This window comes from Stenotrophomonas sp. (assembly GCF_032066555.1).
Taxonomy (GTDB): domain Bacteria; phylum Pseudomonadota; class Gammaproteobacteria; order Xanthomonadales; family Xanthomonadaceae; genus Stenotrophomonas.
Genome location: NZ_DAMBKV010000001.1, coordinates 310,244 through 325,569 on the forward strand (window position 1 = coordinate 310,244; position 15,326 = coordinate 325,569).

Sequence of the window (15,326 nt, forward strand, 5' to 3'; positions counted from 1 at the left end):
GGGGTTGGGGTGAGGGCAGAGCAAAGTCGGATCGATGAACTACCAGTTCTTATCCGGTTCTTTCTGCTGCATGCTGGCAATGTCGGCTGGCCTCCCCTCATCAGCCCCTTCGGGGCATCTTCTCCCGAAGGGAGAAGGGATTGGCGCTCTGATCGCGGTGTTCGGCCCATGCTCGGCTATCATCGTGGCCATGCATGACGTCAGCCTGATCCCCCATCAATCCTTGTTTCCATCCCCCGCCAAGGCGCTGCATACCTCTGGCGGTGCGGCATGAATGCGATCCGTCCGCTGCCGGAAATCCTGATCAACCAGATCGCCGCTGGCGAAGTGGTTGAGCGTCCCGCCTCGGTGGTCAAGGAACTGGTCGAGAACGCACTCGATGCCGGTGCGACCCGCGTGGACATCGATCTGGAAGAAGGCGGTGTACGCCTGATCCGTATCCGCGACAATGGTGGTGGCATCGCCGCCGAGCAGCTGCCGCTGGCTGTGTCGCGCCACGCCACCAGCAAGATCGCCAGCCTGGACGATCTGGAGTCGGTGGCCACGCTGGGCTTCCGCGGCGAAGCGCTGCCGTCGATAGCCTCGGTCAGCCGCTTCACTCTGGCTTCCCGGCGTGCCGACGACGAGCATGGCTCGGCGCTGCAGATCGAGGGCGGCAAGCTCGGTGACGTCACCCCACGTGCGCACGCGCCCGGTACCACCGTGGAAGTGCGCGAGTTGTTCTACAACGTGCCGGCACGGCGCAAGTTCCTGCGCGCCGAGCGCACCGAGCTTGGCCATATCGAGGAATGGCTGCGTTCACTGGCGTTGGCGCGCCCGGACGTGGAACTGCGTGTCTCGCACAACGGCAAGCCTTCGCGGCGCTACAAGCCCGGTGATCTGTATTCGGATGCACGTCTGGGCGAAACCCTGGGCGAGGACTTCGCACGCCAGGCCTTGCGCGTGGATCACAGTGCCGCCGGCCTGCGCCTGCATGGCTGGATCGCCCAGCCGCAGTATTCGCGGGCCAGCGCGGATCAGCAGTATCTCTACGTCAACGGCCGCTCGGTGCGTGACCGCAGCGTCAGCCATGCGGTGAAGATGGCCTACGGCGATGTGCTGTACCACGGCCGACAGCCGGCCTACGTCCTGTTCCTGGAGCTGGATCCAACCCGTGTCGACGTCAACGTGCATCCGGCCAAGCACGAAGTGCGCTTCCGTGATTCGCGCCTGATCCATGATTTCGTCTACCGCACCTTGAAGGATGCGCTGGCGGAAACCCGCGCCGGCATGGAGCCAGCCGCAGCGCAGACACATCCGGCTGACCCACAGGTGCAGCCAACGCCCGGTTACAGCGCAGGTGGCTACATGCTGTCGCGCCCTGGCGGCAGTGCAGGTGGTGGTGGCAATGGCAATTGGCAGGCGCGGCAGTCGCCGCTAGGCCTGCAGGTGGCAGAAGCGCCCTCGGCATATGCGGCGCTGTACTCGTCCGTGAATGGCGATGCGGATCTGCCGCGAGAGATGGATGCGGGCCCATCCCTGCCGCCGACCTCCAATGAGGCCGGCGTGCCGCCGCTGGGCTACGCGATCGCCCAGCTGCACGGCATCTACATCCTGGCCGAGAACGCCGAAGGCCTGATCGTGGTGGACATGCATGCCGCCCACGAGCGCATCGGCTACGAACGCCTGAAGAACGCGCACGACGGTATCGGCCTGCATGCGCAGCCGTTGCTGGTGCCGATGACCCTGGCGGTGGGCGAGCGTGACGCGGATACCGCCGAGCGCGAGGCGGCAACACTGGCTGCGCTGGGCTTCGAAGTGACCCGTTCCGGCCCGGGCTCGCTGCATGTGCGCAGCATTCCGGCGCTGCTGGCCAATGCCGAGCCGGAAGGCCTGCTGCGCGATGTGCTTGGCGATCTGCGCGAACACGGCCAAAGCCGCCGCATCGCCACCGCGCGCGACGAACTGTTGTCGACGATGGCCTGCCACGGCGCGGTGCGCGCCAATCGACGGCTGACCCTCCCGGAAATGAATGCCTTGCTGCGCGACATGGAAATCACCGAGCGCTCGGGGCAGTGCAATCATGGCCGCCCGACCTGGGCGCGCTTCTCCTTGGCTGAAATTGATCGCTGGTTCCTGCGGGGGCGTTGATGAGACACGTATTGGGGGGCGCGGCCTTGCTTGCCGCGATGCTGCTCGGTGGCTGCGGCGATGATGCGAAGAACACAGGGCCGGTAGTACAGGCGGACCCTACGTTCGCGCATGACAACGAACTGTGGCGCGAGCAGCGCCTGGTAGAGCTGCTGGCACCCGATGGCTGGACCAGCCTGGTCGGCCTGCATTGGCTGGACCTGAAGGCGCATTACATCGGCAGTGGCAGCACCAGTGGAATCCGCTTGGCGGTGGGGCCTCCGCGCATGGGTCTGGTGACGCGCGAAGGCAAGGCATGGTTTTTCGCGCCGGAACCCGGCGTCTCGGTCAAGGTCGATGGGCAGGTGGTGAAGGGAAGGATTCCCTTGCATAGCGACCATGCCGAAGTACCGACGCTGATCCACTTCGACGACGACAAGGGCATCATCAGCCTGATCGAACGCGGCGAACGCTTCGGCCTGCGGGTCAAGCATGCTGACGCACCGGCGCGGGTGAACTTCAGTCATCTGGAATATTGGCCGGCGGATCCGAGCTGGCGCATCACCGCGCGCTTCGTGCCGCATGACGTCAACAAGACCATTCCGATTGTCGATATCACTGGATTGACCACCGAGTTGGCCAACGCCGGCGCAATCGAGTTCGAGCGCGATGGACGCACCTGGCGTCTGGAGGCGCTGGGCGATGTTGGACGCCCGCTGCAGGTGATCTTCGCTGATCGCACCAGTGGCCGTGGCAGCTATGCGGCCGGGCGCTATATCGATATCGAGGTGCCGAACGCGAAGAGTGAGGTAGTGATCGACTTCAACCGGGCCTATAACCCGCCGTGTGCCTTCACCGCGTTCGCCACCTGTCCGTTGCCACCGCCGGAGAACCGCCTGGACATGGCGGTGGAGGCTGGTGAAAAGGCTTACGCCAAGTCCAAGGAGCCGGCCGCATGAGCTGGATCAAGCGCATGGGCGTGCTGCTGGTTACCGGCCTGCTCGCAGTGACGCCGCTGCTGGCAAACGCCGCAGCACCAAAGTCGCCAGCGAAGCAGCCGCCGGTACCGCTGCTGTGGAAGGTCAGTGGCGGGCAGGGCAGTGAGCTCTACCTGCTGGGCTCCTTTCATCTGCTCAAGGCCGATGACTATCCGCTGTCCGCTGACGTGGACCGGGCTTTCGCGGGTGCGCAGCGCCTGTTGTTCGAACTGTCACCGGAGGAGATGAACTCGCCGCAGTTGGCAGCGCAGATGATGCAGGCGGCGCTGCGCCGTGATGGCCGGCAGCTCAAGGACGACCTGGACCCGGCGACCTGGCAGCAACTGGAGGCTTGGGGTGCTGCCAACAACATGCCGGTTGACCGGCTGGCGGGGCTCAAGCCGTGGTTCGTGGGGTTGACCATCAGCATCGCGCAGATGACCCGCCAGGGCCTGGATCCCAAGTCCGGGCTGGATCGGCACCTGATGGATCGTGCCGCGCAGGCCAACAAGCCCGCCGTCGGCCTGGAAAGTGCATCGTCGCAGATCACCATGCTCGACAGCATGAGCATCGACGAGCAGCGCCAGTTGCTGCGTGAAGCCCTGGAGCAGGTAGACAAGGGCGACGAACAGAGCCGGCAACTGCACGATGCCTGGCGTCGTGGTGACGATGTGATGCTGTGGCGGGACATGGCCGCGCAGATGAAGCGCGAGTACCCGGGGCTGTACCAGCGGATCAATGTGGATCGCAACAACGCCTGGTTGCCCAGCCTGCAGCAGTGGTTGCAGCCCGGTCGCGGAAATACGCTGGTGGTGGTGGGGGCGTTGCACCTGCTGGGCAGCGATGGCGTGGTCGAGAAACTGCGCGCGCAGGGCTACAAGGTCGAGCGGATCTGCAGCGCCTGCAAACGTTGAGTGCCTTGGCTTGTTGCAGGAGCAGCGTAAGCCGCGAAGCCACTGAAGTCTGATGCAGCAGGAGCTTCGCGGCTTACGCCGCTCCTGCAAAAAAGCAGGGCTCCACAAAGCAAAAGGCCGACGCATGCGTCGGCCTTTTCGTTGCCCTCAGCGACCGCTGCGGGTCTTGCTGCCGCTGCTGGGCGGCGGTGGCTCCGTCGGTTTGCTGCCGCCTGCCGGCGGACGGGTGCCGCCAAAGCCGGCGCCCATGTTGCGCTGGAATTCCTGCCACAGCTCCAGGTTGCGCTCGGTCAACTGGTTCATCATCGCCCACGGGGTCTGCCCGAGCAGATTGCCCATCTGCTGGCGGAACTGCTGCTGCTGGTCCAGGAATACCTGCATGCTGCGCTCCAGGTAATTGCCCATGAAGCCCTGCAACGAATCCCCGTAGAAGCGGATCAACTGGCTCAACAGCTGGGTGGACAGCATCGGTTCGCCGTCCTGCTCCTTGTCCGCGATGATCTGCAGCAGCACCGAGCGGGTCAGGTCGTCGCCGCTCTTGGCGTCACGGACCTCGAACTCCTCGCCGTCAAGAATCAACTGGCGCACGTCTTCGATGGTGATGTAGCTGGAAATCTCGGTGTCGTAGAGCCGGCGATTCGGATACTTCTTGATGATGCGGGTCGCAGCCATTAAGCAGTCACTCGTCACGGTAGGTGCGCAGCATGGCGCAGTGCAGCAGGGCTTGCAACCGCCATTAGTACAGGTTGCAAGCATCGGAGAACTCTAGGTTTGTTGCGCAGCATGAACCGCCATGTTGTGCAACATGGCGTGGGCGGTCACCAACCCATGTGGTGGCCGCCGTTGATATCCAGATTGGAGCCGGTGATCCAGCTGGCCTCCTCGGCGACCAGGAAGGCGACCGCATAGGCGATTTCCTCTGGCTTGCCCAGGCGCCCGGTGGGGATGTCGGCAATGATCTTGGCCCGCACCTCCTCGGGCACCGCCATCACCATGTCGGTGGCCACGTAGCCCGGCGAGATGGTGTTGACAGTGATGCCGAAGCCGGCGTTCTCACGGGCCAGGGAAATGGTGAAACCGTGCATGCCGGCCTTGGCGGCGGCGTAGTTGGCCTGGCCATACTGGCCCTTCAGGCCGTTGATAGAGCTGATCTGGATGACCCGGCCCCAACCGCGCTTGCGCATGCCCTCGATCACCGGGCGGGTGACGTTGAACACCGAGTTGAGATTGGTGTTGATCACCTCATGCCATTGCTCCGGGCTCATCCGATGGAAGGTGGTATCGCGGGTGATGCCGGCGTTGTTGACCAGGATCTCCACCGGCCCCAACGCGGCCTCGGTAGCCTGGATCAGGCTGCGGCCACTGTCCGGGTCAGCCACATCGCCCTCGAACAGGGCGATGTCGTAGCCCTTCTCGCGCATGCGCTGCTGCCACTGCTGGGCCTTTTCGGCATTGCGGAAGTTGGTGGCGACCCGGTGCCCTTGGTCGGCGAGGCGTTGGCAGATTGCGGTACCAATGCCGCCGGTACCACCGGTGACCAGTGCGACGCGCGATGTCATGGGCTCAACTCCAGGGCAGATGTGCAGGGCAGCCCATGATTCTAATGAAACTGCGCTCAGCCCGGGGGCTGCAGAGGCGCGCGCACCGAGGTTTTTTGCAGCCGCGCCGGCACAAAGGCGGCGGCCGCCTGCTGCAAGGTCTCGGCAACGCTGGTACTGGTCTCCAGCGCTGTCGGCGATTGGCCCAGTGCGGCCCACAGCCAACGCAGCACGGGCACCGGTTGGGCACTGTCCACGGGTACGGCAGCCTGTGACTTGGAGAGTTTCTGGCCGTCGCTGTCCAGCAGCAGCGGCAGGTGCAGATAACCCGGGGTTGGCAGCCCCAGGGCCTGCTGCAGCAGGATCTGACGTGCGGTCGATTCGATCAGGTCGGCACCGCGCACCACGTGGGTAATGCCCTGCTCGGCGTCGTCCACCACCACTGCCAGCTGATACGCCCAATAACCATCGGCGCGCAACAGGACCACGTCGCCGACCTCACGGTCCACGTCCTGTTGCTGCAGCCCCTGGAGGGCATCGTCGAAGCTGACATGGCTGCCATCGGCCACGCGCAGGCGGATCGCTGCCTGCGGGCGCTGCTGGCTGGCGACACAGCGGCGATGAATGCCCCCTTGGCTGGACAGGTCGGCGCGGCTGCAATGGCAGGCAAATGCCTTGTCCTGTGCCAACAATTGCGCAATGGCGGTTTGATAAAGATGGCTGCGTCGGCTCTGGTACTGCACCGGCAGGTCCGATTTCAGGCCGAACGCGGCCAGTGTGGCCAGCTGCGAATCGACCGCCCCGGGCACTTCCCGCGGCGGGTCGATATCTTCGATCCGCACCAGCCATTGGCCGCCGGCATGGCGAGCCAGCAGCCAACTGCCGAAGGCGGCCAGCAGGGAGCCCAAATGCAAAGGGCCGGTCGGGGAGGGCGCGAAGCGGCCGAGGTAGGGAGTAGCTGGCATCGAAGCTGAATCGTCGGTCAGATTAATGCTTGAATTCAAGCTGTCTGCGCCGCAAATTGACTGTATCTCCCATCCTTACGGATCTGTTTCCCATGTTTACCCGTATCGGGCTGTTTCTTCTGACCAACGTCGCGGTGCTGATCCTGGCCAGCGTCGTCATGTCCCTTCTGGGCGTGAATTCCTCGCAGATGAGCGGCTTGCTGGTCATGGCGGCCATCTTTGGCTTCGGTGGCTCGATCATCTCGCTGCTGCTGTCCAAGTTCATGGCCAAGCGCGGCACGGGCGCCGTCGTCATCACCGAACCACGTAACCCGACCGAACGCTGGCTGCTGGACACCGTGGCCCGCCAGGCCAAGGCGGCCGGTATCGGCATGCCGGAAGTGGCGGTGTATGACGCGCCGGAAATCAACGCGTTCGCCACCGGTGCCAACCGCAACAACGCGCTGGTGGCGGTGTCCACCGGCCTGCTGCACAACATGAGCGAAGACGAGGCCGAAGCGGTGCTGGGCCATGAGATCGCGCACGTCGCAAACGGCGACATGATCACCATGGCGCTGCTGCAAGGCGTGTTGAACACCTTCGTGATCGTGTTGGCTCGTGTGGTCGGTGGTGTCATCGACAGCGCGCTGTCGGGTAACCGCGAAGGCGGCGGCCGTGGTTTTGCCTACTACATCATCGTGTTCGTGCTGGAAATGGTGTTCGGCCTGTTCGCGACGATGATCGCGATGTGGTTCTCGCGCCATCGTGAGTTCCGCGCTGATCAGGGCGGTGCCTCGCTGGCCGGCCGGCAGAAGATGATCGCCGCACTGGAGCGTCTGAAGCTCAATCATGGCCAGAGCACCTTGCCGACCCAGATTGCCGCTTTCGGTATCGCCGGCTCGGCGGCCAAGAAGCTGTTCCTCAGCCATCCGCCGCTGGATGAGCGCATCGCCGCGCTGCGTGCCTCCACGGTGGCCTGAGCCGGGTTCTGCGAGGCTTGGTGGGCGCACGGCATCGTGCCGCCACCCTGGCCCCCTTGGTACAGGATTGATCGAAGACAACGCCCCGCAAGGGGCGTTGTCTTTTTGCATGGATGGCACGGACGGATGGGTATTGCCGGTGGCCGCGGGCGAAGGCGGTTCGGTGATTTTCTGTCCGGTGAAATCGGACGGTGGCCTTCACCCTGTGCCGGTTTGTGGCTACCCTCTGGACCTTGCAGACAAACGGAGAGCGGGCAGTGCAGGACGCACACTATTGGGCGATGGAGTTCTGGAACGGGCTGAGCGTGCTGGATTTGATCGGCGGCTCGGTACTGGGAACGGTGGTGGGGTTGGCGCTGGGAGTGGCGGTGTGGGTGCTGCTGGCGCGCCGCGGTGGCCTTGCGCGGCGACGGCGCTGGCATCACTGGCTGATTGCCAGCTATGTGGTGGTGTTGCCGCTGCTGTTTGCCTTCATCGGCCTGCAGTTGGGCCTGGTCGCGGGCGGCCAGCGCGCTTTGTACAAGCAGATCGATCACTTCCAGCCGCACCTGCAGGCCGCCACCGAGCATTGGCTGGTGGATTTCAAGAATTCGCTGGATACGCCGGAGCTGGAGGCGATGCTGCGCGATGATGTTTCCGCACATGAAGCCGCGCGCATTGCGGTGGAGTCCTATCTCAGCGAACGCCGCCTGGCCGATGTCAGCGTGCTCAAGGGCGAGAGCCTGCCGCAGCGCTGGGCACGCAAGGGCATCGAGCACCTGCGCAGCGAGGTGATGCTGCAGTGGGTGGAGGACAGCCTGGTCGAGCAGGTGGGCGGGCGCAGCGGGCTGGATAAGGCCGTGTTCCGCGAAGCGCTGGGCATGCGCATGAGCGAGTTGCTGCATACCAAGGGGGTGATCCGCCTGCTGAAGGCGCAGATCGGCTCGATGATGCCGGGTATCTATTTTGGCTTGCTGCTGCCGCTGCTGATCGTGATGGCGCTGGTATTGCTGGAGATCTGGCTGGCCAGCCGATATGGCTGGGGCCGGCAGCCGGTTGCGGGCGCTGCGGTGGTTCCCGCTGTATCCGCTGGCTGAGCCGGCCTGACGTTTGTGGAAGCGGCGTATGCCGCGAAGCTGGCATTGCCGGGGCGTCGGCGGCCTGTGTCATCTGATGGATTTCCTGCTTCGCGGCTTGCGCCGCTCCCACAGGAAAATCGGTGCACCGCGCTTTGCCCACAAAAAAACCGATGCCAGAACGCTGGCATCGGTTTTCGGATGACTCACTGCGATGGCAGCTGAATCAGAACTTCGGGTCGAACTCGGCGGCGTAGCCGGTGTTGACGATGACCTTCTGCAGGGCTTCGCACACCTTGATGTTGCCGGCCACGACCTGCTGGGTCTCCGGGCCGCGCGAGTCCATGCGGTCCAGGGTGGCGCCGCGGTAGTTGCAGACCTTGCCGCCGGCTTCGCGTACCAGCAGCACGCCAGCAGCAATGTCCCATGCCTTCACGCCAGCCTCGAAGTAGGCGTCGGCGCGGCCGCAGGCCACGTAGGCCAGGTCCAGCGCGGCGGAGCCGGTGCGGCGCACATCCTCGGCCTGCACCAGCAGGGTGTCCACGGTCTTGAGCTGGGTGCTGGCGCGGCTGCGTTCGCGCGGGGCGAAGCCGGTGTGGATCATGGTGCCTTCCAGGTCCTTGCGGTCTGCCACGCGCAGGCGACGGTCGTTGAGCACGGCACCGTTGCCCTTGGAGGCGGTGAACAGCTCGTTGCGCAGCGGGTCGAAGATCACCGCGTCGGTCGGCTCGCCGTTTTCAACCAGGGCAATGGAGACACAGTAGTGCGGGAAGCCGCGCAGGTAGTTGCTGGTGCCGTCGAGCGGGTCGATCACCCACATCATGCGGTTCACGCCCTGGATACCGCCCTCTTCACCGAAGATGCCGTATTCCGGATAGGCGCGCTTGAGTTCCTTGACGATTACCTTCTCAGCGTCGGCATCGACTTCGCTGGCGTAATCCATCCGACCCTTCTGCACGACGTTCAGGGCTTCAAGCTTGTTGATGTTGCGGAGCAGGACGTTGCCGGCGAGGCGGGCGGCCTTGACCATGACGGTTACGGCGGGTTTCTGCATGGCGAAAGGCTCCCGTGAAGGCAGAGATCGGATTGGCGGGGGAAAAGAGCGGGTCCGGCGCATTGACCGGCCGCGCAGTTTACCATCTACAGCTGTCTCGCTCCTGATTTTTTAACGCCATGTCCGTTTCTGCTCATATTCGCTTCGTTCTTGTTGGCACCCAGCACCCCGGCAACATCGGCGCGGCGGCCCGTGCGATGAAGACCATGGGGCTGGCACGGCTGGTCCTGGTGGCCCCGGAAAAGCCCCTGGATGACGTGGCTTTCCGGCGCTCGGCGGGTGCCGAGGATGTATTGGGGGATGCGCCGGTGTTCGCGAGCCTTGCGGAGGCGGTGGCCGATTGCCGGCTGGTGATGGGCTGCACCGCGCGCGCGCGGCGCGTGCAGCTGGAGGAACTGCTGCCGGAAGTGGCCGGCCAGCGTGCGGTGGCCAAGGCCGCCGAGCCGGCCGAAGTGGCGTTCGTGTTCGGTCGCGAGCGCACCGGTCTGACCAATGAGGAGTTGCAGCTCTGCCATGCCGCCGTACATATCCCGTCCGACCCTGAATTCAGCTCGCTGAACCTGGCTGCGGCGGTGCAGGTGCTGGCCTACGAAGTGCGGATGGCCGCGCTGGAGGCCGAGGCGTCCGCGCCGGCGCCGGTTGAACTGGGCCATGGCGAGGCACCGGCCAGTCATGCCCAGTTGGAGGGCTTGTTCGGCCAGTTCGGCGACACCCTGGACCAGATCGATTTCCACAAGGGCCGTGCACCCGAGTCGGCCATGCGCAAGTTGCGTCGTCTGTTCATGAAGGCGGAGCTCTCGGAGCAAGAGGTGCGGCTGATGCGTGGCATCCTGTCGGATGCCCAGCGTATGGCGCGATTGGCTGGACAGAAAAAAACTGAGTAACGCATCACGGTTTGTAAAAACCAGTACTCTGTGGGGATGGATCAGCGGGGGTGTCGTTTTGGGTGTCTTGCGATGGCTTTGGGGAGCCGTACTGACACTGGTTGCACTGCAGCCTGTGGCAGTCGGGGCGGTTGATCGTTCGGTGTTGGTATTGGGGCGGATCAGTGATGATCCGAAGGCGCACTACGACCAACTCAAGCCACTGCTGGATTATGTGGTGCCACGCATGCGCGAAGTCGGGATCGTCGAAGGACGCATCCTGATGGCCAAGGACGCGCAGCAGATGGGCAGCTATCTGCGCCGCGGCCGGGTGGACTGGGTTACCGAGACGGCCGGCACGGCGATGGCGCTGGGCCAACGGGCCGGTGCCAGGCCTTTGCTGCTGACCGAACGCAATGGCGTGGGCAGCTATCACAGCGTGTTCTTCGTGCGCCGCGACAGTCCGGTTACAACCCTGGAGGGTTTGCGGGGGCGCACCCTGGCGATGCAGAGCGCGTTGTCCACCAGTGCCTATCTGGTGCCCGCGATGGAGCTGCTTGACCATGATGTGCAGCCCGAGATCCTGCTCGACCCGCGTGACACGCCGGTCGAGGACTCGGTCGGCTATGTGTTTGTGCGCTCGGAGCTGAATATCTCCACCTATGTGCACAAGCGCGTGGTGGATGCCGGGGTGATCAGCAGCATCGACTGGAGCGACAACCAGGCCATGCCGCCGGCGTTCCGCCAGGACATGCGGGTGCTGTACCGCAGCGAGCCCATTCCGCGCGCGGTGGAAATGGTGCGCGCCGACCTGGATCCGCTGGTGCGTGACCGCTTGCAGCAGGTGCTGTTGCAGGCCAGCAGTGATCCGCTGGCCGGTCCGGCACTGGCCAAATTCTTTGGTACCACCGGTTTTCACCCGGTGGACCCGGGCAATCTGCGTGCGCTTGAACGGTTGCGGCGGGGTTTGGCCCGCATCCGGATGGAGGTGGAATGAGCAGGCCCCGGTTTGGATTGCAGGCCCGCTTCCTGCTGGCCAGTGGTGCAGCACTGCTGGTGGTGCTGGCGATCGTTTCTCTGATGCTGGTGCGCCAGGCTTCGGCGCAGCGGGAGGCCTTGCGCAACAGCGGTGAGGTACTCAGCCAGGTGTTTGACCAGGGCGTGCGCGAGCGTGGCACGGCGTTGGCCAATGCCTTGGCCGATACTCTGGTCAATCCGCTGTATTACTCCGATCTATCGGCCATTGGCACGCTGGTACGCAATACCGCCAGGCAGGAGTCGGTCAGCTATGTATTGGTGTATGACCCCGAGGGCCGGCTGATCCATGACGGTTCCTTCGACGTGGCCGGTTACGGGCAGCCGATGCAGGATCCGCTGGCTGCCGCTGCGGTCGCGACAGACAAGTTGCAGGTGCAGGAATCGCCGTCGATCCTGGAGGTGGATGTGCCACTGTCGATAGGCGAACAGCGCCTGGGCGGCCTGCGCGTGGGCATGAACCTGGCGCCGGTACGCGCACAGGAGGCCAGGTCCATGCAGGCCCTGGAGCAGCGCGTGCAGGATGCGCAGCGACGCGAGCTGGGCTGGGCGATGGCGCTGATGCTGCTGTTGATCGGCTTCGCCTGCGTGATGGCGTTCTATGTGCAATACACGCTGGTTAGGCCGATCCGCTGGCTGGGCGCGGCGGCGCGGCGCATCGAACGCGGTGACTACCTCATCGAGGCGCAATCGACCCGGCGCGGCGATGAGATCGGCGAACTGTTGCGTACTTTCGACCGCATGAGCCAAAGCATCGCCCGGCATGACCGTGATGTACGCCAGATGGCGTATACCGACGCGTTGACGGGCCTGACCAACCGGCTCGCCTTCCGCGAGGCCTTGGACCACCGCCTGCTGGGCGCGCGCGCTGCCGGGCGTGGCCTGGCGCTGCTGTTCATCGATATCGACGAATTCAAGCGGGTCAATGACACCTTGGGCCACGAGGCCGGCGACGATGCGCTGCTGCAGTTCGCACAGCATATTGCCGCCGCGGTCGAGGAGATTGGTGGCGACGACGCCTTGCTGGCCCGTTTTGGTGGCGATGAGTTCGTCATCCTGATCAGTCAGGGCGCGCGCAGTGCCGCCGAGATCGCCAAGCAGCTGGCCGATCGGCTGGTGATCGATCTTGCCAAGCCGCTGCAGGTACAGCAGCGCGAGATCTTCCTGGGCAGCTCGATCGGCATCACCTTGTTCCCGGAAGACGCCACCGACGCCACTGCGTTGTTGAAAAATGGCGACATCGCGATGTACCAGGCCAAATTGGCCGGCAAGAACTGCTTCCGCTACTACAGCCGGGCCATGGACCATGCGGTGGAGCGGCGTTTGCACCTGGAACAGGAGCTGCGTGGCGCATGGGAGCGCAACGAGCTGCGATTGGTTTACCAGCCCATCTTCCGTACCCGCGACCGCATGCTGTGCGGCGCGGAGGTGTTGCTGCGCTGGGATCACCCGGTGCTGGGGGCGATTCCGCCGGCCTTGTTCATCGACGTGGCCGAACAGAGTGGCCTGATCCAGGTGCTGGGCCCGAAGGTGCTGCGCATGGCCTGCGAACAGGCCAGGCAGTGGCCGCGCAATCTGAATGGTGAGGAGCTGTTCATCTCGGTCAATGTCTCACCCAAGCAGTTGCGCAATGGCGATCTGCTGCAGGCGGTCGAGGCGAGCCTGCATGGCTCCGGTCTGGCGGCATCGCGCTTGCACCTGGAACTGACCGAAACGGCGGTCATCGGCGATGAGATGCTGGCGGTATCGTTGCTGGAGAAGCTGCATCGGGCAGGGGTGAAGGTGTGGCTGGATGACTTCGGCACGGGTTTTTCCGGGCTCAGCCACCTGCGCCAGGTGCCGGTGGACGGGGTCAAGATCGACCGCAGTTTTGTCGCCGACATGGAGCGCGATGCCGACGACCTGGCGCTCACCACCGCCATCATCGCGATGGCGCATGCATTGGGCATCACGGTGGTGGCCGAAGGCGTGGAGCAGGAGGCGCAGTTCGAACTGCTCAGCCAGCGCGGCTGTGACCTGGTACAGGGCTATTGGCTGGGGCGCCCCTTGGACGCGCCCGGCCTGGTGGGGCTGCTGGAGCAGGGGGCGATGGCGGCAATGCGTTGATGCCGTCGCCCCCGGCCTGCTGCGCGGGCTAGAGCGGTCGCTTGCTGGTGTCGCCGGCGATCTCGCGCACCAGCTTCGGCACCAGATAACCGGAAAGCCGTGCCATCAGCCCGGCATGCAGGGCCAGGGCGCGTTCGTCGCTGACCTCGAAGTGTGCCGCGCCTTGTACTTTGTCCAACTGGTACAGGTAGTAGGGCATCACCCCGGCGGCAAAGCTGCGCTCGCTCAGTGCGGCCAACGCGTCCAGGTCGTCATTGACCCCGCGCAGCAGTACGGCCTGGTTGAGCAGCTGTGCACCGGTGCCGCGGATGCGTGCCAGCACGGCATCCACCTGGGCATTGAACTCATTGGCATGGTTGGCATGCAGTACGAAAGCCACCGGCCACGGCAGGCCGGCCAGCCATTGCACGAAGGCGTCGTCGACGCGCTCGGGCAGCACCACCGGCAGGCGGCTGTGGATGCGCAGGCGCTTGATATGCGGGATGGCGGCCAGCGCCTCGGTCAGCTCGGCCAGCTTGGAGGTGTTCAGTGACAGCGGGTCGCCGCCGGAGAGGATGACTTCGTCGATGCCCGGGTCGGCGGCGATCACGGCGACGGCTTCCTGCCAGCCGCCCTTGGCCGCATTTTCACCGGCGTAGTCGAAGTGGCGGCGGAAGCAGTAGCGGCAGTTGATCGCACAGCTGCCGGTAGTCACCAGCAGGGCGCGACCGCGGTACTTCTGGATCACCCCGGTGGCCTTCTTGGCTGCGCCGTCGCCCACTGCGTCGAAGCTGAACCCGGGCACGATGCGCATTTCCTCGTCGATCGGCAGCACCTGCCGCAAGAGCGGATCGGCCGGGTCACCATGGCGCATGCGGGCGACGAAGCTGCGCGGCACCCGCAGGGCGAACTGGGCCAGCGCCTCGGCCGATACGCCCAGCGCCTGGCCATCCAGCCCCAGCAGCGCCAGCAGCTCGGCCGGATCGCGGACGGCCTGGCGCCAGTGCGCCTGCCAGCGGTCATCGGGCAGGGGCAGGATGGCTTTTTCTGGAGTGAGGGCGGGGGCTGCGGTTATCATTGGCGGTCAGAAAAACAGATGGCCCACCACACGGCGGGCGTTCCATTCTAATCCGGCCGTCCGCGATACGCGGCGGTTTTGCCAATCCAGGAGTTTCAGCATGGCCAGTTACGGCATGAACGACGTAAAGAACGGGATGAAAATCCTGGTCAACAACCAACCGGCTGTCATCATCGACACCGAATACGTCAAGCCGGGCAAGGGCCAGGCCTTCACCCGCGTGAAGTACCGCCTGATCAAGGATGGCCGCACGCAGGAAGTGACCATGAAGTCGACCGATTCGCTGGATGCAGCGGACGTGGTCGATACCGACATGAACTTCATGTACAGCGATGGCGAGTACTGGCACTTCATGGACCCGGAAACCTTCGAGCAGGTGCAGGCTGACAAGGCCGGCATGAACGGCGCCGAGAAGTGGCTGAAGGGTGAAGAATCCTGCGTGGTGACCCTGTGGAACGGCACCCCGATCGACGTGACCCCGCCGAACTTCGTCGAGCTGAAGATCGTCGAGACCGATCCGGGCGTGCGCGGTGACACCTCGGGCGGCGGCGGCAAGCCGGCCACCCTGGAATCCGGCGCCGTGGTGCGCGTCCCGTTGTTCGTCAACCAGGATGAAATCATCCGCGTTGACACGCGTTCGGGCGAATACTCGGCTCGCGTCAAGTGACGTAATGGCGCGTTTGCGCCAGCGCAA

Annotated in this window: 15 protein-coding genes; 10 read left to right on the forward strand and 5 right to left on the reverse strand. The window is 64.6% G+C overall.

All coding sequences use genetic code 11. The features are described 5' to 3' along the window. The first annotated feature begins 34 nt into the window (after positions 1–34). Genes RT131_RS01410 through RT131_RS01425 form a run of 4 tightly spaced genes read left to right on the forward strand, consistent with a single transcriptional unit; the run spans position 35 to position 4,000 of the window. A complete protein-coding gene (locus RT131_RS01410) occupies positions 35–274 on the forward strand; it encodes a hypothetical protein (RefSeq protein ID WP_313169600.1) in 240 nt (79 codons plus the stop codon). Further along, positions 271–2,130 carry a DNA mismatch repair endonuclease MutL gene (mutL, locus tag RT131_RS01415; protein WP_313169602.1) on the forward strand — a complete coding sequence of 620 codons (1,860 nt, stop codon included), beginning with the start codon at positions 271–273 and terminating at the stop codon, positions 2,128–2,130. Before RT131_RS01410 ends, mutL begins: the two co-directional genes overlap by 4 nt. Then, a complete protein-coding gene (locus tag RT131_RS01420) occupies positions 2,130–3,068 on the forward strand; it encodes a DUF1684 domain-containing protein (protein WP_313169604.1) in 939 nt (312 codons plus the stop codon). The genes mutL and RT131_RS01420 overlap by 1 nt, the downstream gene beginning before the upstream one ends. 14 nt (positions 3,069–3,082) lie before the next feature. Then, a complete protein-coding gene (locus tag RT131_RS01425; protein ID WP_313170200.1) occupies positions 3,083–4,000 on the forward strand; it encodes a TraB/GumN family protein in 918 nt (305 codons plus the stop codon). Positions 4,001–4,147: 147 nt separating this feature from the next. Here RT131_RS01425 and phaR read toward each other — a convergent pair whose 3' ends face one another. From phaR to gluQRS, 3 genes are all read right to left on the reverse strand, one after another. Beyond that, a complete protein-coding gene (phaR, locus tag RT131_RS01430; protein WP_313169606.1) occupies positions 4,148–4,672 on the reverse strand; it encodes a polyhydroxyalkanoate synthesis repressor PhaR in 525 nt (174 codons plus the stop codon). Between the two features lie 146 nt (positions 4,673–4,818). Further along, positions 4,819–5,559, reverse strand: a complete 741-nt coding sequence (locus RT131_RS01435; protein ID WP_313169608.1) for a beta-ketoacyl-ACP reductase — start codon at positions 5,557–5,559, stop codon at positions 4,819–4,821. A 56-nt stretch (positions 5,560–5,615) separates the two neighbouring features. Next, positions 5,616–6,503, reverse strand: a complete 888-nt coding sequence (gene gluQRS / locus RT131_RS01440; protein WP_313169610.1) for a tRNA glutamyl-Q(34) synthetase GluQRS — start codon at positions 6,501–6,503, stop codon at positions 5,616–5,618. A 92-nt stretch (positions 6,504–6,595) separates the two neighbouring features. Here gluQRS and htpX point away from each other — a divergent pair, with 92 nt between their 5' ends. Together htpX and RT131_RS01450 are read left to right on the forward strand one after the other, a co-directional pair. Beyond that, positions 6,596–7,462: a protease HtpX gene (gene htpX / locus RT131_RS01445; RefSeq protein WP_313169611.1), complete on the forward strand. Its 867-nt coding sequence runs from the start codon at positions 6,596–6,598 to the stop codon at positions 7,460–7,462. A 257-nt stretch (positions 7,463–7,719) separates the two neighbouring features. Beyond that, the gene (locus RT131_RS01450) at positions 7,720–8,538 is read left to right on the forward strand and encodes a hypothetical protein (RefSeq protein WP_313169613.1); all 819 of its coding nucleotides are present in this window, start codon (positions 7,720–7,722) and stop codon (positions 8,536–8,538) included. A 205-nt stretch (positions 8,539–8,743) separates the two neighbouring features. Here RT131_RS01450 and RT131_RS01455 read toward each other — a convergent pair whose 3' ends face one another. Continuing rightward, positions 8,744–9,571: an inositol monophosphatase family protein gene (locus RT131_RS01455; protein ID WP_313169615.1), complete on the reverse strand. Its 828-nt coding sequence runs from the start codon at positions 9,569–9,571 to the stop codon at positions 8,744–8,746. 119 nt (positions 9,572–9,690) lie between these two features. Here RT131_RS01455 and RT131_RS01460 point away from each other — a divergent pair, with 119 nt between their 5' ends. The 3 genes from RT131_RS01460 to RT131_RS01470 all read left to right on the forward strand — a co-directional run bounded on the left by RT131_RS01460 (position 9,691) and on the right by RT131_RS01470 (position 13,575). Further along, positions 9,691–10,455 (forward strand): RNA methyltransferase, encoded by a 765-nt coding sequence (locus RT131_RS01460; protein WP_313169616.1) that lies wholly within the window; start codon positions 9,691–9,693, stop codon positions 10,453–10,455. Between the two features lie 106 nt (positions 10,456–10,561). Next, complete coding sequence (locus tag RT131_RS01465; RefSeq protein ID WP_313170202.1) at positions 10,562–11,431, forward strand: phosphate/phosphite/phosphonate ABC transporter substrate-binding protein; 870 nt, start codon at positions 10,562–10,564, stop codon at positions 11,429–11,431. Next, entirely contained in the window at positions 11,428–13,575 is a 2,148-nt protein-coding gene (locus RT131_RS01470; RefSeq protein ID WP_313169617.1) for an EAL domain-containing protein, read from the forward strand. Before RT131_RS01465 ends, RT131_RS01470 begins: the two co-directional genes overlap by 4 nt. Positions 13,576–13,603: 28 nt before the next feature. Here the strand turns inward: RT131_RS01470 and epmB are convergent, their stop codons facing one another. Beyond that, entirely contained in the window at positions 13,604–14,632 is a 1,029-nt protein-coding gene (gene epmB / locus RT131_RS01475) for an EF-P beta-lysylation protein EpmB (protein WP_313169619.1), read from the reverse strand. A 100-nt stretch (positions 14,633–14,732) separates the two neighbouring features. On the opposite strand from epmB, the gene efp reads away from it, so the two are divergent. Further along, positions 14,733–15,299 carry an elongation factor P gene (efp, locus tag RT131_RS01480; protein ID WP_313169621.1) on the forward strand — a complete coding sequence of 189 codons (567 nt, stop codon included), beginning with the start codon at positions 14,733–14,735 and terminating at the stop codon, positions 15,297–15,299. Positions 15,300–15,326 lie beyond the last annotated feature (27 nt).